General features: G+C 62.2%; 25 protein-coding genes and 2 pseudogenes. 17 read left to right on the forward strand and 10 right to left on the reverse strand.

The window, feature by feature from the left end:
• Positions 1-10: 10 nt before the first annotated feature.
• The gene (locus EOA78_RS06640) at positions 11-682 is read right to left on the reverse strand and encodes an alpha/beta hydrolase (protein WP_127314427.1); all 672 of its coding nucleotides are present in this window, start codon (positions 680-682) and stop codon (positions 11-13) included.
• A gap of 204 nt (positions 683-886) precedes the next feature.
• Here EOA78_RS06640 and opgC point away from each other — a divergent pair, with 204 nt between their 5' ends.
• Positions 887-2,062 carry an OpgC domain-containing protein gene (gene opgC, locus EOA78_RS06645; RefSeq protein ID WP_127314428.1) on the forward strand — a complete coding sequence of 392 codons (1,176 nt, stop codon included), beginning with the start codon at positions 887-889 and terminating at the stop codon, positions 2,060-2,062.
• A 10-nt stretch (positions 2,063-2,072) separates the two neighbouring features.
• On the opposite strand, the gene EOA78_RS06650 is transcribed toward opgC, so the two are convergent.
• Positions 2,073-3,155, reverse strand: a complete 1,083-nt coding sequence (locus EOA78_RS06650) for a LacI family DNA-binding transcriptional regulator (RefSeq protein WP_127314429.1) — start codon at positions 3,153-3,155, stop codon at positions 2,073-2,075.
• 141 nt (positions 3,156-3,296) lie between these two features.
• Here EOA78_RS06650 and EOA78_RS06655 point away from each other — a divergent pair, with 141 nt between their 5' ends.
• Together EOA78_RS06655 and EOA78_RS35870 are read left to right on the forward strand one after the other, a co-directional pair.
• Positions 3,297-3,440, forward strand: coding sequence for a hypothetical protein (locus tag EOA78_RS06655; protein ID WP_127314430.1), 144 nt, complete (start codon positions 3,297-3,299; stop codon positions 3,438-3,440).
• 64 nt (positions 3,441-3,504) lie between these two features.
• Positions 3,505-3,669, forward strand: coding sequence for a hypothetical protein (locus EOA78_RS35870; protein WP_164783660.1), 165 nt, complete (start codon positions 3,505-3,507; stop codon positions 3,667-3,669).
• 100 nt (positions 3,670-3,769) lie between these two features.
• On the opposite strand, the gene EOA78_RS06660 is transcribed toward EOA78_RS35870, so the two are convergent.
• Both EOA78_RS06660 and EOA78_RS06665 read right to left on the reverse strand, forming a co-directional pair.
• Complete coding sequence (locus tag EOA78_RS06660; protein ID WP_127314431.1) at positions 3,770-4,144, reverse strand: DUF423 domain-containing protein; 375 nt, start codon at positions 4,142-4,144, stop codon at positions 3,770-3,772.
• 41 nt (positions 4,145-4,185) lie between these two features.
• Complete coding sequence (locus tag EOA78_RS06665; RefSeq protein ID WP_127314432.1) at positions 4,186-5,445, reverse strand: multidrug efflux MFS transporter; 1,260 nt, start codon at positions 5,443-5,445, stop codon at positions 4,186-4,188.
• A gap of 176 nt (positions 5,446-5,621) precedes the next feature.
• On the opposite strand from EOA78_RS06665, the gene EOA78_RS06670 reads away from it, so the two are divergent.
• Positions 5,622-6,287, forward strand: a complete 666-nt coding sequence (locus EOA78_RS06670; protein WP_127314433.1) for a GntR family transcriptional regulator — start codon at positions 5,622-5,624, stop codon at positions 6,285-6,287.
• A gap of 110 nt (positions 6,288-6,397) precedes the next feature.
• Here the strand turns inward: EOA78_RS06670 and EOA78_RS35875 are convergent, their stop codons facing one another.
• Together EOA78_RS35875 and EOA78_RS06675 are read right to left on the reverse strand one after the other, a co-directional pair.
• Complete coding sequence (locus tag EOA78_RS35875) at positions 6,398-6,571, reverse strand: hypothetical protein (protein ID WP_164783661.1); 174 nt, start codon at positions 6,569-6,571, stop codon at positions 6,398-6,400.
• A gap of 69 nt (positions 6,572-6,640) precedes the next feature.
• On the reverse strand, positions 6,641-7,135 hold the full coding sequence (locus EOA78_RS06675) for a hypothetical protein (RefSeq protein WP_127314434.1): 495 nt from the start codon (positions 7,133-7,135) through the stop codon (positions 6,641-6,643).
• 422 nt (positions 7,136-7,557) lie between these two features.
• Here EOA78_RS06675 and EOA78_RS06680 point away from each other — a divergent pair, with 422 nt between their 5' ends.
• Positions 7,558-7,818, forward strand: a complete 261-nt coding sequence (locus EOA78_RS06680) for a DUF982 domain-containing protein (protein WP_127314447.1) — start codon at positions 7,558-7,560, stop codon at positions 7,816-7,818.
• Positions 7,819-7,850: 32 nt separating this feature from the next.
• On the opposite strand, the gene EOA78_RS06685 is transcribed toward EOA78_RS06680, so the two are convergent.
• A complete protein-coding gene (locus EOA78_RS06685) occupies positions 7,851-8,009 on the reverse strand; it encodes a hypothetical protein (RefSeq protein WP_023798419.1) in 159 nt (52 codons plus the stop codon).
• Positions 8,010-8,209: 200 nt separating this feature from the next.
• On the opposite strand from EOA78_RS06685, the gene EOA78_RS37895 reads away from it, so the two are divergent.
• Entirely contained in the window at positions 8,210-8,695 is a 486-nt protein-coding gene (locus tag EOA78_RS37895; RefSeq protein ID WP_348628464.1) for a hypothetical protein, read from the forward strand.
• Complete coding sequence (locus tag EOA78_RS37900; protein WP_348628465.1) at positions 8,620-9,180, forward strand: glycosyl transferase family 90; 561 nt, start codon at positions 8,620-8,622, stop codon at positions 9,178-9,180. The genes EOA78_RS37895 and EOA78_RS37900 overlap by 76 nt, the downstream gene beginning before the upstream one ends.
• Before the next feature lie 34 nt (positions 9,181-9,214).
• Here EOA78_RS37900 and EOA78_RS06695 read toward each other — a convergent pair whose 3' ends face one another.
• Positions 9,215-10,258, reverse strand: coding sequence for an aldo/keto reductase (locus EOA78_RS06695; RefSeq protein WP_127314435.1), 1,044 nt, complete (start codon positions 10,256-10,258; stop codon positions 9,215-9,217).
• A 259-nt stretch (positions 10,259-10,517) separates the two neighbouring features.
• On the opposite strand from EOA78_RS06695, the gene ppk2 reads away from it, so the two are divergent.
• Positions 10,518-11,438 (forward strand): polyphosphate kinase 2, encoded by a 921-nt coding sequence (gene ppk2 / locus EOA78_RS06700; RefSeq protein ID WP_127314436.1) that lies wholly within the window; start codon positions 10,518-10,520, stop codon positions 11,436-11,438.
• A gap of 274 nt (positions 11,439-11,712) precedes the next feature.
• Here ppk2 and EOA78_RS06705 read toward each other — a convergent pair whose 3' ends face one another.
• Both EOA78_RS06705 and hemB read right to left on the reverse strand, forming a co-directional pair.
• Entirely contained in the window at positions 11,713-12,357 is a 645-nt protein-coding gene (locus EOA78_RS06705) for a dihydrofolate reductase family protein (RefSeq protein ID WP_127314437.1), read from the reverse strand.
• Between the two features lie 216 nt (positions 12,358-12,573).
• Complete coding sequence (gene hemB / locus EOA78_RS06710) at positions 12,574-13,605, reverse strand: porphobilinogen synthase (RefSeq protein ID WP_127314438.1); 1,032 nt, start codon at positions 13,603-13,605, stop codon at positions 12,574-12,576.
• Between the two features lie 206 nt (positions 13,606-13,811).
• On the opposite strand from hemB, the gene EOA78_RS06715 reads away from it, so the two are divergent.
• From EOA78_RS06715 to EOA78_RS06755, 9 genes and pseudogenes are all read left to right on the forward strand, one after another.
• Positions 13,812-14,855 carry an enoyl-CoA hydratase/isomerase family protein gene (locus EOA78_RS06715; protein ID WP_127314439.1) on the forward strand — a complete coding sequence of 348 codons (1,044 nt, stop codon included), beginning with the start codon at positions 13,812-13,814 and terminating at the stop codon, positions 14,853-14,855.
• Complete coding sequence (locus tag EOA78_RS06720) at positions 14,852-15,274, forward strand: DUF6163 family protein (RefSeq protein ID WP_127314440.1); 423 nt, start codon at positions 14,852-14,854, stop codon at positions 15,272-15,274. Before EOA78_RS06715 ends, EOA78_RS06720 begins: the two co-directional genes overlap by 4 nt.
• Positions 15,275-15,548: 274 nt before the next feature.
• On the forward strand, positions 15,549-16,064 hold the full coding sequence (locus EOA78_RS06725) for a winged helix DNA-binding protein (protein ID WP_127314441.1): 516 nt from the start codon (positions 15,549-15,551) through the stop codon (positions 16,062-16,064).
• Between the two features lie 320 nt (positions 16,065-16,384).
• Positions 16,385-17,638 (forward strand): L,D-transpeptidase family protein, encoded by a 1,254-nt coding sequence (locus EOA78_RS06730; protein ID WP_065008046.1) that lies wholly within the window; start codon positions 16,385-16,387, stop codon positions 17,636-17,638.
• Positions 17,639-17,735: 97 nt separating this feature from the next.
• Positions 17,736-17,972, forward strand: a pseudogene (locus EOA78_RS37905) (Na+/H+ antiporter); the annotation flags it as partial.
• Between the two features lie 119 nt (positions 17,973-18,091).
• Positions 18,092-19,405, forward strand: a complete 1,314-nt coding sequence (gene glyA, locus EOA78_RS06740) for a serine hydroxymethyltransferase (RefSeq protein WP_127314442.1) — start codon at positions 18,092-18,094, stop codon at positions 19,403-19,405.
• A gap of 82 nt (positions 19,406-19,487) precedes the next feature.
• Complete coding sequence (locus tag EOA78_RS06745) at positions 19,488-20,069, forward strand: hypothetical protein (RefSeq protein WP_127314443.1); 582 nt, start codon at positions 19,488-19,490, stop codon at positions 20,067-20,069.
• 165 nt (positions 20,070-20,234) lie between these two features.
• Positions 20,235-20,711 carry a transcriptional regulator NrdR gene (gene nrdR / locus EOA78_RS06750; protein WP_127314444.1) on the forward strand — a complete coding sequence of 159 codons (477 nt, stop codon included), beginning with the start codon at positions 20,235-20,237 and terminating at the stop codon, positions 20,709-20,711.
• Positions 20,712-20,713: 2 nt separating this feature from the next.
• Positions 20,714-20,896, forward strand: a pseudogene (locus EOA78_RS06755) (riboflavin biosynthesis protein RibD); the annotation flags it as partial.

The raw sequence follows: 20,896 nt of genomic DNA on the forward strand, positions 1-20,896 counted from the left end.
TCTCGGCTCATCAATTTGCCTGCGCAATAGTGGTTGCGGGGCCGGCCAGCCATTGCCTGACGATTTCAGCATCCCGATCGCCGATTTCATGGCCGGAGGCGATCGTGTGGGCCTCGACCTCGGCACCATGCCGGCCGAGCAGTCCGACCAGCGCGAGTGCGAAGGGCCCGTAGGTGAGGTCGGCGGCGCCGGATATGATTGCCACCCGTGCCTTGCGGAGATCCGCCGGCGGCACCTCGTCCAGCACGGGCATGGGCCGCAGCAATGCTGCTCGGGCGATGAGCTGCGGATGCAGCAGCATCACGCTTGAAACCAGGTTGGCGCCGTTCGAATAGCCGAGAAAAATTCCCCGGGAGAGGACGAGGTCGTGGCGTTTCGCCACCTCGGTGATGAAGGCCGCGAAAGCGTCCGCCTCTTTGCGGATGCTACCCTGTTCGAAGCGTATGGGCGAGATCCGTCTGAACCAGCGGAAACCGTCCTCCTGGGCGATACGGCCACGCACCGCCACCAACACAGCGTGCGGCGCGATTTGCTGCCCCAACGCGACCAGAGTGGTCTCGTCGACACCAGATCCATGCAGCAGAAAAAGGCATTCGCCGGTTGGTTCTGCTGGTCTGTAGAGGCGATAGAAAAACGGCAGGTCGCGCCGCAAAAAGCCGTCTTCCGGAGGTTTTTCGGCCATAGTTGCATCCTTTTGATTTCGCGTCGTTTTTGTTCATTTGCCGGCTTCAAAACGGAATATTTTCGGGCTCCTTCAAAGTTGATTGAACCGGGCGCATTTCAGTCCGTTTGTTCGCGATATGCTCCTGCGGGAGGAATCGAAGCGGTGCGTCGGGCGGTCGCATCGATCGTCGGCATGAACAACCAGCTTTGAGGCCTTTTATCGATGACCATGCCAAATTCGGAACGCGATACGCGTATCGATGTGTTCCGCGCTCTCGCTCTGCTGATCATATTTGTCGACCACGTCCCGGGCACGCTTTTCGAAACCCTGACCTATAAGAATCTTGGTTTTTCGGATGCCGCCGAGGCCTTCGTGCTGATCTCCGGCATGTCAGTCGCGCTCGCCTACGGCTCAAAATTCCAGTCCGGAAACCGGCTCGTGGCGACACTGAAATTGTGGCGTCGCGCCGGTGTGCTCTATGTCGCCCACATTGTCACGACGATGGTGGTGCTGGCCATCTTCTGCGCGGCGGCGGTGTTCGCGAAGCGGCCGGACATGCTGACGCTGATCAACATCGAGCCATTGATCAGGAACCCGCAGCAAGCGCTGATCGGCATCGTCACGCTTGGCCATCAGCTCGGCTACAACAACATCCTGCCGGTCTATGCGGTGCTGCTGCTGATGACGCCAACCTTCCTGCTGTTCATCAGCCACAGGCCTTTGGCGGCGCTCGCCCTATCCGGAGCCCTATGGCTGGTTGGCGGGATCTACCAGATCGCCCCGCCCAATTATCCTGAGCCCGGCTTCTGGTTCCTCAATCCGCTGTCGTGGCAATTCCTCTTCAACATCGGCCTGGCGAGCATGCTGCATATCAGGCGCGGCGGCACCATTCCAGTCAATCGCTGGCTGGTCAGCGCGTCGGCGGCCTATGTCGCGGCGGCGTTGGTCTGGGTGCACAGCCCGCTTTGGGGGCACGTGTCGTGGCTGGACCTGCCGGTGGTGCTGACCGGCTTCGACAAGACATTCCTGTCGCTGCCGAGGCTGCTGCACATCCTGGCGGTGACCTATCTGATCGTGGCGTTTCCTGCTGTCTCGAACCTGTTCCGCACCGGCCGCGACCATCCGCTAGCCATATTGGGCAAACGATCGCTGCCGGTTTTCATCGCCGGCACGGTCATGGCCATGGCGGCGCAGGTGATGAAGCTGCTCAACCCGGGCGGGTTTGCCTTTGACAGCTTGCTGATCGCCGCCGGCATCGCCATGCAGTTCGTGCTCGCCTATTATCTCGAATGGCTGTCGGGTATTGGGCGGTCCGGCATGAGCAAGCCGGTCCGCAGCGAGGTGCCGCCTGTCCACTCGTCCTTCGGTGTGGGTGCGATGGCGACTACCAACCGGTAGACGTTCGGGCTCAGGCTGTTTTGGGCGGCGGCCCGGAAGAGGCCCTGACGACAAGCTCGACGCCGAGCGTCTCGCGCCGCACCGTGCCGTCGAAATCGAGGATCGTTCGCGCCGCCCGGCGGCCGATCTCGGCAATCGGCTGGGCGATCGTGGTGAGCGCAGGTTCGCAAAGGGCGGCGTCAGGCACGCCGTCGAAGCCGACGACGGAGACGTCGCCGGGAACCGCAATGCCACGCGCCGCCAACCAATCGATCGCGACCATGGCTATCCGGTCCGACATCGCCAGGATGGCGGTCGGCGGCGCTGCCGAGGCGAAGATCGTTTCGAGGCCGGCCCGTGTGCTGGCTTCGTCGTTTTCGGTCTCGTATACCGGTATCCCGGCGGTATCGACCCCGAACCGGGAAAACGCCTCGAAATAGCCGATGAGGCGATCGCGCGTGCCGGTGTAGAGGGCCGTCCGGACCTTCTCCGGCGAGACAAGGCCGGTGCTGCCGTCGGCGAAAGGCAGCGACAGAATGGCGAAGCGTCGATGGCCAAGCTCGGCTAGATGGTGCGCCGCCAGGCGGGCGCCGGCGACATTGTCGACGCCGATTGCCGAAACAGTGTCGTCGTCGAAGCCGAGCTCAAGCGCAACAAAGGGGAGTTTGCGTTCGCGCGTCAGTTCGACCAAGCGTGAGCCGCCCTCGATGCAGAACAGGATGAAGCCGTCGACCAGCGCGCTCTGGATGTTCCAGGCAAGCTTCTCCTGATTGCCGGCCGATACCAGCGCGATGCCGGCGCCGGTGGCGTCACATGCCTCGGAAATCCCGGCCATCATCGCGCGGGCAAAGGGATCGTCGAAGAAATAGGACAGCGGCTCGGTCGTGGCGACGCCGATCGCGTTGACCTTTCCGGCACGCAGCAGCCGGCCCTTCGGATCGGGACCTGCATAGCCCATCGCCTCGGCCGCCGCCTTGACGCGCTCGCGGACTTCCTCGCGTACGATCTCGGGACGGCTGAACACGTTGGAGGCAGTGCCGTGCGAAACCCCCGCGGCCTTGGCGATATCAGCCAGCCGGATGGGTCGTGTATTGCTTTCGGTGGATGACGCCATTTTCTGCCTCCGGACTCCCTATCCAATATCTAGCACCTTTGTTGGATCGATTCAAATTTGCTTGACATTGTTGCGTTTGGGTGTATTTTTGAATCGATCCAAGTTTGCCGCCAACTGTCGTTCGGATCGAAGGAGAGAGCCATGCACCCCGTCAATTATCTGTTCGAAGACATCTATCGCAATGACTGGAGCATTACCTCCAACGCGGTGACCCGGAAACGTCGCGGCAGTGCCGGCCCGTGGATCCGCGATCTTCGTTTTCTCGTGGAGCGCAAGCGGAGCTGATCGGCACGGGATTTTCGGGCCTGTCGATTGGATCGATTCAAGTTTGAAAAAAGGAAATTAAGCCATGCATCCGATCAATCATTTGTTCGAAGACATCTATCGCAACTATTGGGGCATCTCGCCGGCCATCGATAGGCCGGAGCGGCGCCGCCTGACCAAGCCGGCGGCGCGCAATCGCGACCTGCCGGTCCGGCCCGAACGCCGGCAAGATTGGCCATCGTCTGACTGACCGTGGTTTGGCTGAACCCGCCCGTTTTGCCAGCAAGCGCCGCACTTTGAGGTGGGGAGGGCTAGGGTCGGACTCCCCGATTGGTGCGGGGAACGCCGCCTCAGGAGCGCGGGCGCGCCAGCGCCGAGGCTGCAACCGCCAGCCAACCGGCGATGAGCAGGGTGCCGCCGATCGGCGCCGACATCGGGAAAAGCCGCGAGCCGAGGAAGTCCCGGGCGAGGAGATCGCCGCAGAATAACACAAGCCCGACGAGAAGAATAAGACTTGCGCTTCGCAGGATCCGGTTTGCGCCGACGAGGCCGACGGCAAGAAAGACCGGCGCATGCATGAGCAGGAAGGACGCGACCGTACCGACGAAAGCGCCGCCCAGATGTGCCGCCGCCGCGGAGAGCGTCACGCCGGCCGCGCCGCACAGGCCGCCGGTGAAAACGAGGATGCGGCCGCTGCCGCTTGCTGGTTGCTCGGCCGTGCTCATGTCTCTGGTCTCCGTGAAGCAGTGATAGCCCGCAAACGGTGTCAGGATTTGCCTGCCTGCACCAGCATGTCGCGTGCGCGGCGTGACTGGGCCAGCCAGTTATACGCCGCTCCGCCTGCCATCAGCACAGATGTGCCGAGAAATACTGCGCGCATGCCGAAATGACCGCCGACGAAGCCGCCGAGCAGCGGCCCGGCGACCTGTCCGACATACTGCGCCGAGATCGACAAGCCGAGCACATTCCCGCCGACGCCGTCCGGAACATTGTGGCGGATGACGCTGGTGATGCAGGGCAAGAGGCCGCCAAGCGCCAACCCCATCAGGAAACGCAGTCCAACGAGCTGCCAGCCCTGCGTGACGAAGGCCTGCGGGATCAGCAGCAGCGCCGAGACGGCAAGCGCCCCAATGATGACGTTCCAGTGACCGACGCGGTCCGCGAGCTTGCCGAGTCGCGAGGCCGACAGGATGGCGCCAAGTGCTGCCGCCGACATGACGACGCCGGAGGTCAGTGTTAGCAGGCTTTGGTCATCGATGAGCTGCTGGACGTAGACCGTGATGATCGGCTCGATCGACACGGTGGCGAAGCTCAACAGCGTGCCGGTCGCCAGCATGGCGACGACCGGGCGCTTGTCCGAGATTTGCGACCAACCGCGTTTCGGCTTCTCAGTCGATGCTGATTTGTCCACCACCGGGCGAGGGTTCTCCTCGATGAGTAAAGTCGTTGCCAGGAACGCCAGGAAAATGACGCCGCCGGCGAGCAGGAAGGTTGCGCGGATGCCGATCAAGGGCGGCAGCGCGCCGCCAAGCAGGGGGCCGACGAGGGCGCCTGCGGTGATGCCGGCCGACAGCACGCCAAGCGCCCAGCCTGACCGGTCCATCGGCGTCTGCATGGCGACGAGAATGGTCGAACCCGAGGAATAGCCGCCGGCGAAACCGATCAGCAGGCGCAGCAGCACCAATTGCCAGACCGTCTCCACCATACCGGTCAGCGACATGCAGACGGCCATGCCGAAACTGGCACGCACCAGCATCAGCTTGCGGCCGTAGCGGTCGCCCAGCCGTCCCCACAGCGGCGCCACCAGCGCGGCGGCGAAGAACGTCGCGCCATAGGCGATGCCGGACCACTGCACGATCGCCGCGTGCCCCTCGGCACCCAACTGCTCGACGTAAAGCGGCAGGAAGGGCAACAGCAGCGTCATCGCGACCAGCGTGCTGAACGAGCCGGCAAAGCACACGGCGAGATTGCGGCGCCAGTGGATGTTGTGGGCGCCTTGCGTGGCGGGGGTGGCGTCTTGCGGCATGTCCTGTCCTGTCCGGCAAGTCTGTCGGCGGCTTGCTTCAGATACCGTTTTGGGATACCAAGTTGGTATCCGTCATGGACGCAAGCTCGACGGCTGTCAATGCGGCGCTCTCAAAGGTGATCGCCAAACCCTGAACGCGATCAGATAGCCAGAATAAATAGCCAGAACGGAACACCATGTCGCAGATGCAGAATGTCGAAAAACAGCTTCGCGGAATGATCCTCGGCCTCGAGATCGGCCCGGGCGAGCGGCTGACGGAGCGCTGGATCGAAAGCCGCTTCGGGGCCTCGCGTACACCGGTCAGGGCAGCATTGCTGCGGCTCGAGACGGAAGGTCTGGTCTGCCGCGACGGGCGGGGCTGGACGGTGTCGCCGATCAACCTCACCGAGCTCGAGCAGATCGCCGTCTACCGCGACGCGGTCGAGGTCGCAGCGGTCAAGCTGACTTGTACCTTGGAGGACAGGAGCGCCGTCGACGTCATCGAGGCGATGCTGGACTCCTGCGACGCCGGCACCCCGCGCGAGGAATGGCATCGCGTCGGCATGGATTTTCACATCGAGCTGGCACGCCTGTCCGGCAACGAGTTCCTGCTTAGGGCGGTTCGCGATGCCATGACGCGCCTGTCACGCGCCCGTTGGCTGGAGGTGCGCGACGAGGCGGCACTCGGCCGTGCCTGGGCCGAACATCATGCCATTCTGGCAGCAGTGCGGGCCGGCGACGCAGACGAGGCGGCACACCGGCTTTCGGCCCATATCGTCGGCAGCCGCGACCGGCTGGTGACGTCGCTGCACAACGACCGGCGCGGCCTGCGTGCGAGGGGATTTGCCGTCGTCGCGGCCTGATCTCGCCGACACAGGCATGACGTCGTCGGCAATGCGCGGCCGTCAAGGACGGCGCTGAAATCAGCCCGGCAGACGGTCGAGGCTAACGCGAGTGCGGTGTGAAGGACGCTTCAATCCTTGGGACGGATTTGCTCAAGCCTTTGCGCGACGCTTTCAATGGCGGCGGAACTGCGTGAAATCGCATTCACGAGCCTGAGGGTGAAATAGGCGTAGACGGCGAGATAGATCGCCATCGGTAGCCAAGCGATTATGTAGCCGAGCAAGGCATTGGTGCCATCGTCCATATAAAATCCTCAGAAAATTGTTGCCTTAGGCAAGGGTGGGAAGCGGGCGGTCCAGCCGGCCCTGAGCCATCATCGACCATTGTGAGCATTTTCAATGTTGCGTTGAGCAGCCACAACTATGGAACGCAACAAGACCAGCATGATGACATACTTGTCCATTGCGCTCAGTTCGTGGAACTTCACCTTTGGTGACCTCGCCATCTTGTCGAGGAAAGCCGGAATTTTCTGCCGCTCTCGTGGCGATAGGGCACTATGAAGGTTCTCCGCATCTTCAGGGGTTAGATGTCGCTCCGGCTGGTGAGCGAGCTTATTCCGCAAATTGCCGACTGCGGTCAACGCGGGCTTGATCTCTCTGTCCAATCCGAGAGCGATGGCCAGCGCGCAGCGCTTTGCGAAGTCTAGGTTCATCGCCTTTAGCTCTCCCGGCTCCTTCATGCAAAGCGCGAGCAGCTTATCGAGCTCGAAGTCGAGGTACGCGACACCGCGGATAATTACGGTGAACGCGTCATTCCCGCTCATTGTCTCGTAGTATCGCTGTTCGGAAGCGAGATTAATTACTGCCATGCCCGTCCTCCCCAACGCCCGTCATGAGAGCTTCGCCTAGGAGCTGGCAAAGGGCAAGACAGCAACCGAAGCCTATATCGAAGCTGGCTACAAGGGCGACAGGACTGCTGCATCTCGGCTGTCAACAAATGTCAACACCGGCAAACGGGTCAAAGAGATCGTCGGCAGAGTATCCGAGAAAGCCGAGTGGACGGCCGCTGAAGCGCATTTCGGATGCCGCCGAGGCCGAAGACCGACGGGTGGCAGTCTCTGCCATTTCAGAGACCAACAAGATGCAGGGCAGCTACCCGCCGTCGCAGCATCGCCTTGCTGGGCCAAACGGCGGCCCAAATCCAGACCGTCGACCTCATGAGTAGCCGGTGCGCGAACGTGAAGCATACTTTCGCCCTCGCTTCGCGAGCGCCGATGGCGTAAGAGCGGCGATGGAAAACAACCGATTTGAAACACCTGTGACCGTCAAATCGGGCGCGGAGGGAACCACTCAGCTCTTGCGTACGGTCCGCGAGGCTTCCGACTACCTCCTCAACAACTGGCCCGGCAAGCGCAGTCCAAAGCATCGCGAAGCGCTGCAGGCCTGCCATGATGCGCTGGCCGGCGACAAACCGGCGATGAACGCAAGGCGCGCATTCATCGCCGCCGCGCGCGAGGTGAACGTGTTCGTCAGCGACAAGGCGCAGGCTTGAAGACGCCAGCCGCCTCGCGGGCCGGATGCGTTTTACTCTGCCGTCTCCGTTTCGGTCTCGGACGTGGTCTCGTCTTCCGGTTTCGAACGTTCCTTGGCTGCCACCTTGGCCGCCTGCTTTTCCGCCTTCTTGGCGGCTTTCTGCCGGTCGCGTTCCTTGCGTTCCTGGCCGTAATTCGGTGCTCGCGCCATATCTCTTCCTTTCGCAATTCCAAGGTTCTTAGCCCTGCCTAGGAGCATTGGGCTCCAAACACAACACCGCAAAGAGCGATCGGCTCCATACACAGCCGGCAGGCTAGCTGAACACGGTTCTGTGGCTTGCAAGATAGCTGGCACAATGGTGTAGGAGGGGCCGGGGGCAAATCACAAGCCGACTTTTTATCAAGTGACCGATGGCCACCCTTCAAAGAAACGCACAGAAGCTATTCTACTATGCGCGCAATGCCGTACGCGATATTGCACCGCAGGCGATGTTCCGCCGCAGGCTCGCCTGGCTGCTCGATCAGGCCAGGCTTTCGGATGGATCGGTCCGCGCGCGCCTCAATTATTACAATAGGTTGCAGGACCCTTTCGCGCCGAGCGCCAGCGCCGTGCCGGTCAGCCGGCTGCCGAGAGGCCGGAGCATGTATTACTACGATCTGAAGGAATTTGCCCGCTACTTCGATCCCGATTTGCGCATTGACCTCGAATTCGGCGACGTCATCGAAGTGCCTGCGATGCCGTCGATCGTCAAGGATCGGCCGATCGCCGCCGACAACAGGAACGGGGTCCTGTTCAAGCTCAACAAGTTCGCCACTTCCACATGCCCGCCGACGATGTTGCCTTCGCGGACAAGCTTCCGGTTGCGGTGTGGCGCGGCGAGCTCAACAACCCGATAAGGACCTTGCTTCTGGAGGCCGCGCGCGATCTGCCCTTTTGCGATGTCGGCACGCCCAAACCGACGGCAGCGCCGGAATATCGCAAACCTTATCTGAGCATCGATCAGCAGCGGCGCTGTCGCTATATCATTTCGCTCGAAGGCAACGATGTGGCGACCAACCTAAAATGGATCATGAGTTCGAATTCGCTGTGCCTGATGCCGCCGCCGACATATGAGACATGGTTCGCCGAAAGCGAACTCGTGGCCGATGTTCACTATGTGCCGCTCGAACCTGATTTCACGGATCTTGCCGAGCGGGTGCAATATCTCGAACGTCATCCGACTGAGGCCGAGCGCATCGTTGCCGCCGCCAACGCCTATTGCCGCAAGTTCGCCGACGAACGGGCCGAGCAGGCGATCTGCTTGCTCGTGCTCTACAAGTACTTCATGCTCAGCGGCCAGATCGAGTCTGATCCCGAGGTCTGGCGTTTTATCTCAGGCTAACCCGCGGCGACCTTCGACCAGATCCGGACCGTTGTCAGATATCTTCCCGGTCAAGAACCAGATCGTCCGGACCAAACCGGTCCTTTGCCGTGAACTGCTGGTGCCAGTAGGGATACAGGACGGGCGGGCGGGTCACAGCGTCCAGGCGTGCGCGCTCATCGCTGGTCAGCACCAGGCTTGCAGCGGCGATATTGTCCTTGAACTGCGCTTCGGTCCGTCCACCGATCACCAGCGAGCTGACGGCCGGCCGGCCGAGCAGCCAGGCAAGCGCCACCTGCGCTGCCGAGACGCCATGGTTCTTGCCGATATAGGCAAGCACATCGACGATCCGCCACAGCCGGTCCTCATCACGGATCGGCGGTTCCGTCCAGCCGCTGAGCTGGCGGGAGGTGGCCTGGTCGCGGTGGTATTTGCCGGACAGCAGTCCACCGGCGAGCGGGCTCCACACCAACACCCCAAGCCCCTGGTCGACCGAGATCGGCAGCAGTTCATATTCGGCTTCGCGTGCTTCCAGCGTGTAGTGGATCTGCTGGGTGACGAAGCGCGGCTGGTGCTGGCGGTCGCTGATCCCCAGCGCCTTCATCACTTGCCAGCCGGAATAGTTGGAACAGCCGACATAGCGGACCTTACCCTGGCTGACGAGCGTGTCGAGCGCGGCGATGGTCTCCTCGAGCGGCGTCGTGCCGTCCCATTCGTGCAGGAAATAGATGTCGATGACGTCGGTCCTGAGGCGCTTCAGGCTCTTCTCGCACTCGCGGATCAGATGGTAGCGCGACAGGCCTTCGTCGTTGGGGCCCGTGCCGATCCGCATGCGCGCCTTGGAGGCGATCAGCACATCGCCCTTGCGTTTGCCGCCGAGCGCTTCGCCGATGATCTCTTCCGAAAGCCCGTTCGAATAGACATTGGCGGTGTCGATGAGATTGATGCCGGAATCGATGCAGAGGTCGATCATCCGGCGCGCCTCGTCGAGATCGGTCTTGCCGACCGCCGAAAATGCGCCGGCGCCGCCAAAGGTCATGGTGCCCATGGTCAGAGTCGAAACCTTCAGCCCGGAACGGCCGAGAGTGCGGTATTCCATGTCAGATCCTCGCAATTGCGTTGAGAAGGGCTGCTTCGAAGGCCGCCCGAGGGGAGCCTGGCATTTGTAGGACAATTCGAGCCGCTTGTCGTGCATACCACGGAGGCTGATCGATCACATCTCACGGATTTGCGCGACCGGCACACAGGCCGGCTGCAATAAAACCGTCATTGCCGGCCTGTATGCAAGTCGGCTCAAGGTGTTCGATCTTGGCCGGCAGGCCGGACGCCGACACGGGCGTGCACGCGGAGCAGCAGAAATGACCGAAGCAAAACAGAATTCTCCTGCCAAGGACTGGCTGGAGGCGGAGCTCGCCGACACGCTCGACGAAGACTACGAGCTGGAAATGTCGGAACCGGCTCTGTCGCTGGAGATCGCCAAGATCTCCAAGAAAGCGCATCCGCCCTCGATGGATCGCCAGCAATATTTTCGCGACCTGATCACGCTGCAATCCGAATTGATCAAGCTGCAGTCCTGGGTGGCATATCACAAGAAGAAGCTGGTGGTGGTTTTCGAGGGCCGCGATTCGGCCGGCAAGGGCGGCGTCATCAAGCGCATCACCCAGCGGCTCAATCCGCGCATCTGCCGCGTCGTAGCGCTTCCGGCGCCGACCGAACGCGAGAAGTCGCAATGGTATTTTCAGCGCTACGTCCCGCATCTGCCGGCAGGCGGCGAGATCGTGCTGTTCGACCGCTCCTGGTACAACCGCTCCGGCGTCGAAAGGGTGATGGGATTTGCCGAACCGGATCAGGTCGAGGAGTTTTTTCGCGACGTGCCGGAGTTCGAGCGCATGCTCGTCCGCTCCGGCATCACGCTGGTCAAATACTGGTTCTCCATCACCGACGAGGAGCAGCAGATGCGTTTCCAGATGCGCATCCATGATCCGATGAAGCAGTGGAAGCTGTCGCCGATGGACCTGCAGTCGCGCGTGCGCTGGGAGCAGTACACCAAGGCCAAGGAAGAGACGTTCGCCCGCACCAACATTCCCGAAGCCCCCTGGTTCATCGTCGAAGGCAACGACAAGAAGCGGGCGCGGCTGAACTGCATCGATCATCTCCTCAAGCAGATGCCTTATGAAGAAGTGCCGCACGAAGAGATCACGCTGCCCGACCGCGTCTTTAATCCCGAATACGAGCGCCAGGTGCTGCCGCGCGAGCTCTACGTGCCGGAGAAGTATTGAGGCAGGTTCCCTTCTCCCCGTCACTATACGGGGAGAAGGTGCCGGCAGGCGGATGAGGGGCGGCGCCGACCTCGGCAATTGAACCCGCCAAAATCACTGTGTGGATCACTTATTCTGACGTCATATTGCCTTCGGTGGCATTGTCCGGCAGCGTAATTTTCGATCGTTTGCGCCGCCCCTCATTGCCCTGCCGGGCATTTCTCCCCGTATAGTAACGGGGAAAAAGGGGCCTGCACCGAGGGTTTCGCCAATCACCAACGTTGCAGAAGCGCCGCTATGCGCGCTCGATGATGACGTGCGTGGCAAGCGGCGTGGCAACCTGTTTGGTGCACTGATAGCCGAGCCCGGGCATGTCGAGGCCGGCAAAAAGGTTCTCACCCTTGCCGAGCAGCAGCGGCGACACCGCCAGGTGCATCTCGTCAATCAGCTTTTCCAGCAGATATTGCCGGATGGTGGCGACGCCGCCGCCGACCCGAACATCCTTGCCGCCGGCCGTCGCCTTCGCATGTGCCAGCGCCGAGTGGATGCCGTCGGTGACGAAATAGAAAGTCGTGCCGCCTTCCATCACAATAGGGTCGCGTGGATGGTGGGTCAGCACGAAGACCGGTACGTGGTAAGGTGGATTGTCGCCCCACCAGCCTTTCCAGTTCTCGTCCGGCCATTCGCCGCGGATGGGGCCGAACATGTTGCGGCCCAGGATCCAGGCGCCGACATTTTCGAAGCTGCGCACGGTGAACGCCTCGTCGGTATCGATGGTGCCGCCCTCCTTGCCAACCATCTGACGAAATGTGCGGGTGCCGACCATCCATTTGTGCAGATCTTCTCCGCCGACACCGAGAGGATTGCTGAGATCCTGGTCAGGACCGGCGCCGAACCCGTCGAGCGACAGGGTGAAAGCGTTGACACGAAGTTTGGACATAAGAGCCTCCTCGATAACCAGTTGCGTTTTGCAATCAGCTAGTGGGTAACTTGACTGATTGCGAATTGCAAGCGGATTTTTCGACCATGGCAAGGCGAGAGCGAAAGGCGAGACGACTCTCGCTCCGTTTCACCGGCCGGAAACTGTTATCCTGTCCGTCGAAGCGGATCGCCGGCTATTGCTCGCCGCGAACCAATGTTCGGCTGAAGGGGGACGCTACCCCTTCAGCATCGCCGCCACTTCGGGCGCGAAATAGGTGAGAATACCGTCGCAGCCGGCGCGCTTGAAGGCGAGAAGCGATTCAAGCATCGCCTTGTCGCCGTCGATCCAGCCATTGGCGGCAGCCGCCTTGATCATCGAATATTCGCCCGACACCTGATAGGCGAAGGTCGGCATCCGGAATTCGTCCTTCAGCCTGCGGATGATGTCGAGATAGGGCAGGCCGGGCTTGACCATCAGCATGTCGGCGCCCTCGGCGAGGTCCTGTTCGGCTTCGCGCACGGCCTCGTCGGAATTGGCGTGGTCGAGATAGTAGGTCTTCTTGTCGCCCTTGAGCAGGCCGGCAGTACCGACCGCCTCGCGATAGGGTCCGTAGAAGGCGGAGGCGAATTTCGTTGCGTAGGACATGATCGCCACATCCTGAAAACCATTGGCGTCGAGCGCATCGCGGATGGCGCCGATGCGGCCGTCCATCATGTCGGACGGGGCAATGATATCGGCGCCGGCCGCAGCCTGGATGACGGCAGCCGCGGTGACCTGCTCCACGGTCTGGTCGTTGACGATGATGCCGTCACGCAAGATGCCGTCGTGGCCGTGCGAGGTGAAGGGATCGAGCGCCGCATCGGTGATGATGCCGATCTCGGGCACCGCGTGCTTGATGGCACGCGTAGTGCGGTTGATGACGTTTTCCGGATCGAGGATGTGCGAGCCGGTCTGGTCGCGCAGGCCGAGCTCGACATTGGGGAAGGTGGCGATCGCCGGAATGCCGAGTTTTGCCGCGCGCTCGGCCTCCTTGACGGCAAGATCGAGCGACAGGCGGAAGACGCCGGGCATGGCGGCAATCGGTTCGCGAATATCTTTCCCATCGACGATGAAGATCGGCCAGATCAGGTCGTCGACGCTCAGCCGGTTCTCCTGGACGAGGCGGCGCGACCAGTCGGCCTTGCGCATGCGGCGCAACCGGCGGCTGCCGGTGATCTCGTCGACGCTGCGCGCGCCGGCAGGCTTTGCTGGGGTGATTTTGTTCATCGCCAAAACTCCGGATCGGCGGCTTTTACCACGAGCTCCCGCCGCTGACCAATGCGGCACGATTGTGCCAGGCTGGCATTAACTGGCTATCGGTATACCAAATCCGGCCGACCGTTGCCGAACAGGATTGACCTTGGCATTGACGCACCCATGCGCGACGCTTTAGCACTTCAGTCCCGGCGGCGCGGGGGAGGGATTCTTAGGCGATGGATTTTGGCGGCGGCGACGAGATCCGCTTCGAACGATTGGGCAGGGCCGGCGTTGTCACGCTGACGCGGCCGCAAGCGCTCAATGCCGTCACCCATCGCATGGTCAAGGCGCTCGACAAGGCGCTGCGCGCCTGGGAGCGGGAAAACGGCGTCGACGTCGTCGTCGTGAAGGCCGAGGGCAGGGCGTTTTCGGCCGGCGGCGACATCCTCCACATCTACGAGGCCGGCCGGGCGGGAAAGCCGCCGGTCGATTTCTTCGCCGACGAATACCGGCTGAACGCCCGCATCGCGCGGTTCAAAAAACCCTATGTCGCCCTGATCGACGGCATCGTCATGGGCGGCGGCGTCGGCATCTCGTTCCACGGGTCGCATCGGGTGCTGACCGAAAACGCCCAGTTCGCCATGCCGGAAGTCGGCATCGGCTTTTTCCCGGATGTCGGCGCCAGTCACCTCCTGCCGAACCTTGGCGGCAGCTTCGGCATCTATCTGGCCCTGACCGGAAACCGCATCCGCTATGGCGACGCTTTGTGGTCGGGCCTGGCGACGCATACGATCAAGGCGCAGGACCAGGCCGGTTTTCTCGACCGGCTGGTTGCGACCGGCGACCCGGGATCGGCGCTGCGCGGCTTTTCCATCCCGGCCCGTCGCGAGACTGACAGTCGGCCGCTGGAAGCGATCGCCCGCCATTTCGCGCAAACGTCGCTGGGTGACGTCATCGGCAGCCTGGAGCGCGCCGCACCCGCCGATGCGTTCGCGGCGAAGACGCTGGCGACGATCCGCACCCGCTCGCCGACCAGTCTGCATGTCGCCTGGCGCGAGATCAACGCCGGGCTGACGCTATCGATGGACGAGTGCATGCGGATGGAATTCCGCATCCTCAACCGCATGCTTGCCGGCCATGATTTCTACGAAGGCATCCGCGCCGCGATCATCGACAAGGGCTCGACGCCGCAATGGCGGCCGGCAGGCATCGACGACGTCAGTGCTACCGATGTCGATGCCTATTTTTCTCCGCTCGGCGAACGGGAACTCGAATTGTGAGCGACGTCACGTCGAGACGCGTCGTGCTCCAGCCCTCGACGATCGAGGTCATCTTCGCCTGGTTCCAGCGCGTCATATCGGGCTACTGCCTGTTGTTCGGGATTTTGTACTGGATCCGGCTGATCGGCTTCTATCCCGGCTCGTTGTGGCGCTTCGACCTGATGCCGGTGCATTGGCAGGTGGCGGCGGTGACGCTCGCCGTCTTCTTCCCCTTCGCCGCCGCCGGTCTGTGGATGCTGGCCTCCTGGGGGCCGGTGATCTGGTTCATCTGCGCGGCGACCGAGATCGTCATGTATGCCGGCTTTCCCGAGCTCTTCGGCCACCGGCCGCTGATCCTCGCCTCGCATGCGGCGGTGGCGCTGCTCTACATCGTCTTTCGCGTGGTGATCTGGATGCAGAAGCGCCGGAGCCGGCAATAGAGCATCGGACCGATGCTCAACAAGAAAGCGCCGCATCCTGTCGTACCCGCAAAGGACGCTCTAACTTCTATCGGCTTCCGCCCGGATTCATTGGCTAAATCTTTAGGTTAATCATCCTTGTTCGGGTGACCCTTCGTTAAGCCTCTTTCGAAACCTATTACCGGTAAGCTCTTGTTAGCCCTAGCGTTTAAGTCGAATTTTATGAGTATTCGATAGTGTCGCGATCAAGGTGAAAAACAAAAAATCACCAGGCGACAAACGAGAGGCAAAGACAATGATCAATTCCCGTCCGGCGGCGAAGACCGCCAACGTATCCGATGACCGCCGCGAGGCAATCCGTTCGCTGTACATGGAATCGCTGCAGCTGGTGGAGCGGCTGCACCGCCGTCTGCTTGACGTGATCAAGGACGAATTCGACCGCAACGGCCGTTCCGACATCAACGCCATCCAGGCGCTGCTGCTCTTCAACATCGGCAATTCGGAGCTGACCGCCGGCGAACTGCGCTCGCGCGGCTATTATCTCGGCTCGAACGTCTCCTACAATCTGAAGAAGCTGGTCGATCTCGGCTTCATCAACCACCAGCGCTCGCGCATCGACCGTCGTTCGGTGCGGGTCTCGCTGACGCCGAAGGGCAGTGCGGTGGCGGAAGTCGTCGCCGGTCTCTACGAGCGCCATGTCGGCTCGATCGAGCAGGTCGGCGGCATCAACACGGAAGAATTCAAGCAGATGAACCGTGCCCTGCAGCGGCTGGACCGTTTCTGGAACGACACGATTGCGTATCGGATGTAGGCGCCGCATCGAGATAGGGAGCCGCGCCATAAAAGCGCGGTCGGGGAATCAAGGACCGGTGCCGAAAAGCACCGGTCTTTCTGTTTCGTGAGAACCAGCCGATCCGAATCACGGTCAGGGCCACGTTGCCGCCATATTCCCGGTGAAAGCGAGGATGCGGGTGATGTTGCGGCGAAAGCCGGCGTCTCCCTGAACGCGCGTCGCGCCCGGCGCGTTCTCATAATCGAAGGGGCCATGGTTGGCTAATTGTTAACAATGCCAACCCTAGAGTGCGGGCGGCATCGCCCGGTGAAATTGTTACAGGAATGTCTGGAGCGTACATGAGAACCAGTCGCCGTTTCTTCCTTTCCGGAGCCTCCGCGTTGGCCGCGACGATGCTTGCCGGTGGCGCCAGCGCGCAGGACGTGATCGCGGATATCCTGAAATCCTCGGGCCGCGGCAACTGGAACGACCAGTTCGACGCCCGCGCCAGCCAGGGCGGCAAGGTGGCCTCGACGCTGCCGATCGTCAGCCTGCAGACCGTTGCGTACACCGAGCAGGCGATAGCGCAGTATCAGAACATTGTCGCGCAGGGCGGCTGGGAGCCCGTCCCGGACACCAAGAAATTGCAGCTCGGCGTTGTCGACCCCGACGTGGTGCCATTGCGCAGGCGCTTGATGATTTCAGGCGACCTGGCGCAGAGCGCCGGCCTGTCAGAGGCCTTTGATTCCTATGTCGATGCGGCGGTCAAGCGCTTCCAGGCGCGCCATGGCCTGCCTTCCGACGGGACCCTGGGCCAATATACCTATGCGGCGATGAATGTTTCGGCGCAGGTCCGGCTTGGCCAGCTGCAGACCAATCTGCAGCGGCTGAACGAACGTGCCGGCACGCTGGGCAACCGTTATGTGTTGGTCGACATCCCGGGCGCCCAGATCGAGGCGGTCGAGAACGACCGCGTCGTGCTGCGCCACACCGCCGTTGTCGGCAAGATCGACCGCCAGACGCCGATCGTCGATTCCAAGATCAACGAGATCATCGTCAATCCCTACTGGAACGCGCCGGTATCGATCGTGCGCAAGGATATCATTCCGCTGATGCGGAAGGACCCCAACTACCTCAAGGACAGCAAGATCCGCCTGTTCGCACCGGATGGCAGCGAGGTCGATCCGCTGACCGTCGACTGGTCGACCGACGACGCGGAGAAATACCGCTTCCGTCAGGATCCGGGCGCCGGCAACGCGATGGCCTCGGTCAAGATCAATTTCCCGAGCCCGGACGGCGTCTACATGCACGACACGCCGCAGCAGAGCCTGTTCGGCAAGATGATGCGCTTCGATTCCTCGGGCTGCGTGCGCGTCCAGAACGTGCGCGACCTCGTCACCTGGATCCTGCGCGACACGCCGGGCTGGAACCGACAGTATTTCGAGTCGGCGATCAAGAGCGGCGAGAACATCCCGGTGCAGGTCACCAATCCGGTGCCGGTCTATTTCCTCTACATCTCGGCCTGGTCGACGGGGCCCGGCGTCGTGCAGTTCCGCGACGACATCTACGGGCTCGACGGAGCCAACGAGCTGCAGATCACCTCTGCCCTCTAAGCGACTGATCTTTTTGCTGAAAGGCCGCCGGTGAGGGCGGCCTTTTTGTATCCGGCTGGAGGGCGCGCTTCGCGCCGGGTCCGGAAAGCGCCGTTCGGTCGCCGGCTACCGCCGCCGCATCGCCGGCTCCGACGAGGCCGATGAAGCACGCGCTGAGGCCGGTGAAGCCGGACGGCTGGAGCTCGAAATGAGACTCGCCGGCATCGAGGCGGAGCGCGCGGCCGTGCTCGCCATGTTTCGCAGCCGTGAGATCAACGACCATACGAAGCAGGCGCTGCTGACCGAGATCACGCTCACCGAGGCCTTGCTGAACGGCCGGCAGGCAAGAAAATAGGTGGCTCTTTGGCCTGGCTGCCGCAATCCGACTAGCAAATTTCGCGCCGCAAACGTGGCGGGGCGAAAGCAACTGTGTTAATGGCGCGGCAGACCCCCCGGACGACAAGGATCTCAAGAATGGCAACAGCAGCGGCAGTGTCGAACAAATTCGAATCCTTTTTCGAAACCGCGCTTGCCGATGCCGACCCGGAGATTTTCGGCGCGATCCGCAACGAACTCGGCCGCCAGCGCCACGAGATCGAGCTGATCGCATCGGAAAACATTGTCTCCCGCGCCGTGCTGGAAGCGCAAGGGTCGATCATGACCAACAAATACGCCGAGGGCTATCCGGGCAAGCGCTACTATGGCGGCTGCCAGTTCGTCGACGTGGCCGAGGAACTAGCCATCGAGCGTGCGAAAAGGCTGTTCGGCTGTAACTTCGCCAACGTCCAGCCGAATTCCGGCAGCCAGATGAACCAGGCGGTGTTCCTGGCGCTGCTGCAGCCCGGCGACACTTTTATGGGGCTCGACCTCAATTCCGGTGGCCACCTGACGCACGGTTCGCCGGTCAACATGAGCGGCAAATGGTTCAAGGTCGTTTCCTACGGCGTGCGCAGGGACGATCATCTGCTCGACATGGATGCGATCGAGAAGACCGCGCACGAGACCAAGCCGAAGCTCATCCTGGCCGGCGGCACCGCCTATTCGCGCGTCTGGGACTGGAAGCGCTTTCGCGAGATCGCCGACTCGATCGGCGCCTATCTAATGGTCGACATGGCGCATATTGCCGGTCTGGTCGCCGGCGGCGTGCATCCGTCGCCGCTGCCCTACGCCCATGTGGTGACCACCACTACGCACAAGTCGCTGCGCGGCCCGCGTGGCGGCATGATCCTGTGCAACGACGAGGATATCGCCAAGAAGATGAATTCGGCCGTGTTTCCGGGCCTGCAGGGTGGCCCGCTGATGCATGTCATCGCCGCCAAGGCGGTGGCCTTCGGCGAAGCGCTGAAGCCAAGCTTTAAGCTCTACGCCGAGAGCGTTGCCGCCAATGCCAAGGCGCTTGCCTCCAGCCTGCAGGAAACCGGCCTCGACATCGTCTCCGGCGGCACCGACAACCATCTGATGCTCGTCGACCTCAGGCCCAAGAACGCCACCGGCAAACGCGCCGAGGCAGCGCTTGGCCGCGCCAACATCACCTGCAACAAGAACGGCATCCCTTTCGATCCCGAAAAGCCGTTCGTCACCTCGGGCGTGCGCCTCGGCACGCCGGCCGGCACCACGCGCGGTTTCGGCCAGGCCGAGTTCCGCGAGATCGGCAAGCTGATCGCCGAGGTGCTGGACGGGCTCAAGGCCGCGAATTCCGACGAGGGCAATGCAGCCGTCGAGGCAGCGGTGAAGGCGAAGGTGGCCGCGCTGACGAATCGTTTTCCGCTCTATCCCTATCTCGGTTGAGCTCACGCAAAGTGTCGTCCCTTATCAGCCGGACGAAGAGCACTGTTTCAGTGGGGACGGAGTCCGGACAGGAGCCTTGACGATGATGCAGATTTTCCGTGTCGCTGGCTTTGCCGCGCTTGGCGTGTTGGCGACACTGACCACCTTGCCGCTGTCTGCTTTGGCACAGTCTGCGCCCACCCCAGCCGCACCGAAGACCGAAACCTTCGGCAAGTGGTCCACCACTGTGGACGAGATCGATACCGGTGAGGATCTGCGCAAGACCTGTGTCGCCTCGACCGCCTTTCTCGACGCGAGTGGTGCCAGCGGCACCCTCACGCTCGCCATCTCGAATGGTGATGCACTGCCGCCCGATGGCTATCCAACCCTTGTCATCGCCATGAGGAACAAGGACTTACCGACTGGCGAGAACATTCCTGCGGTGTTCGGCGACAGCAACGGCAACATCAAGGCGACCGTCAATGCCCTTGCCGGCGGACGATGGATGATGAACAACAAGACCGAGATCAGCCTGGCGCTGCTGCGTGCCATGCGCCGCGCCAGCGCACTCGATGTGATCTTCGCCGACACACCGGTCGCGACGGTATCGATGGACGGCTTCACCAAGGCCTATCGCAGCCTCGGCGTGTCATGTGGATTCCCAACCGTCGACGTCGCGCCGTAATCGGCCGGTGTTGCCGTCTGGTATGATGCTGGCAATTTTCCTCGCGCCTCGCTATCTCTGAGGCGCGAGAGGCCGTTTCCTATACTTGCCATCCCAATGCTTTGCCATCGTTGCAAAAACCTCTAAGCCTTTCGCTCCACGAGAATCGCGAACACAAGGCTCTCCATGCGCTGTCCCTACTGCCAGTCCGAAGATACGCAGGTGAAGGATTCGCGCCCCGCCGAAGATGGCGCGGCGATCCGCAGGCGGCGCGTCTGCCCCGATTGCGGTGGCCGCTTCACCACCTTCGAGCGCGTGCAGTTGCGCGACCTCGTGGTGGTGAAGAAGTCCGGACGCAAGGTGCCGTTCGACCGCGACAAGCTGCTGCGTTCGGTCGAGATCGCCGTGCGCAAGCGCAATGTCGATCCCGAGCGCATCGACCGCGCGGTGACCGGCATCGTGCGCCAGCTTGAAAGCTCGGGCGAGACCGAAGTCGCCTCGGGCGAAGTCGGCCGCCTGGTGATGGAGGCGCTGAAGTCGCTCGACGACGTCGCCTATGTGCGCTTCGCCTCGGTCTATCGCAATTTCCGCGAGGCTAAGGATTTTCACGACGTGCTGGGTGAACTGAAGGGCGACGAGCTCAAGGACGAGGACGCTGGCTGAGCATGGCAAAGCCCAGTCAAGCCGAACAAGAGGTTCTTGATCGCCGCTTCATGGCGGCGGCACTCAGGCTGTCGCGGAAAAACGCCGGGCGGACCTCGACCAACCCTTCGGTCGGCACGCTGATCGTGCGCGACGACGGCACCGGGCCGGCGATCGTCGGCACCGGGGTCACCGCTGTCGGTGGC

The organism is Mesorhizobium sp. M5C.F.Cr.IN.023.01.1.1 (genome assembly GCF_003997585.1).
GTDB classification, from domain to species: Bacteria; Pseudomonadota; Alphaproteobacteria; order Rhizobiales; family Rhizobiaceae; genus Mesorhizobium; species Mesorhizobium wenxiniae.

Coding starts and splice junctions, on each gene's coding strand:
- EOA78_RS06640 (WP_127314427.1), bottom strand. CDS start 682: ATGGCCGAAAAACCTCCGGAAGACGGCTTTTTGCGGCGCGACCTGCCG.
- opgC (WP_127314428.1), top strand. CDS start 887: ATGACCATGCCAAATTCGGAACGCGATACGCGTATCGATGTGTTCCGC.
- EOA78_RS06650 (WP_127314429.1), bottom strand. CDS start 3,155: ATGGCGTCATCCACCGAAAGCAATACACGACCCATCCGGCTGGCTGAT.
- EOA78_RS06655 (WP_127314430.1), top strand. CDS start 3,297: ATGCACCCCGTCAATTATCTGTTCGAAGACATCTATCGCAATGACTGG.
- EOA78_RS35870 (WP_164783660.1), top strand. CDS start 3,505: ATGCATCCGATCAATCATTTGTTCGAAGACATCTATCGCAACTATTGG.
- EOA78_RS06660 (WP_127314431.1), bottom strand. CDS start 4,144: ATGAGCACGGCCGAGCAACCAGCAAGCGGCAGCGGCCGCATCCTCGTT.
- EOA78_RS06665 (WP_127314432.1), bottom strand. CDS start 5,445: ATGCCGCAAGACGCCACCCCCGCCACGCAAGGCGCCCACAACATCCAC.
- EOA78_RS06670 (WP_127314433.1), top strand. CDS start 5,622: ATGTCGCAGATGCAGAATGTCGAAAAACAGCTTCGCGGAATGATCCTC.
- EOA78_RS35875 (WP_164783661.1), bottom strand. CDS start 6,571: ATGGACGATGGCACCAATGCCTTGCTCGGCTACATAATCGCTTGGCTA.
- EOA78_RS06675 (WP_127314434.1), bottom strand. CDS start 7,135: ATGGCAGTAATTAATCTCGCTTCCGAACAGCGATACTACGAGACAATG.
- EOA78_RS06680 (WP_127314447.1), top strand. CDS start 7,558: ATGGAAAACAACCGATTTGAAACACCTGTGACCGTCAAATCGGGCGCG.
- EOA78_RS06685 (WP_023798419.1), bottom strand. CDS start 8,009: ATGGCGCGAGCACCGAATTACGGCCAGGAACGCAAGGAACGCGACCGG.
- EOA78_RS37895 (WP_348628464.1), top strand. CDS start 8,210: ATGGCCACCCTTCAAAGAAACGCACAGAAGCTATTCTACTATGCGCGC.
- EOA78_RS37900 (WP_348628465.1), top strand. CDS start 8,620: ATGCCCGCCGACGATGTTGCCTTCGCGGACAAGCTTCCGGTTGCGGTG.
- EOA78_RS06695 (WP_127314435.1), bottom strand. CDS start 10,258: ATGGAATACCGCACTCTCGGCCGTTCCGGGCTGAAGGTTTCGACTCTG.
- ppk2 (WP_127314436.1), top strand. CDS start 10,518: ATGACCGAAGCAAAACAGAATTCTCCTGCCAAGGACTGGCTGGAGGCG.
- EOA78_RS06705 (WP_127314437.1), bottom strand. CDS start 12,357: ATGTCCAAACTTCGTGTCAACGCTTTCACCCTGTCGCTCGACGGGTTC.
- hemB (WP_127314438.1), bottom strand. CDS start 13,605: ATGAACAAAATCACCCCAGCAAAGCCTGCCGGCGCGCGCAGCGTCGAC.
- EOA78_RS06715 (WP_127314439.1), top strand. CDS start 13,812: ATGGATTTTGGCGGCGGCGACGAGATCCGCTTCGAACGATTGGGCAGG.
- EOA78_RS06725 (WP_127314441.1), top strand. CDS start 15,549: ATGATCAATTCCCGTCCGGCGGCGAAGACCGCCAACGTATCCGATGAC.
- EOA78_RS06730 (WP_065008046.1), top strand. CDS start 16,385: ATGAGAACCAGTCGCCGTTTCTTCCTTTCCGGAGCCTCCGCGTTGGCC.
- glyA (WP_127314442.1), top strand. CDS start 18,092: ATGGCAACAGCAGCGGCAGTGTCGAACAAATTCGAATCCTTTTTCGAA.
- EOA78_RS06745 (WP_127314443.1), top strand. CDS start 19,488: ATGATGCAGATTTTCCGTGTCGCTGGCTTTGCCGCGCTTGGCGTGTTG.
- nrdR (WP_127314444.1), top strand. CDS start 20,235: ATGCGCTGTCCCTACTGCCAGTCCGAAGATACGCAGGTGAAGGATTCG.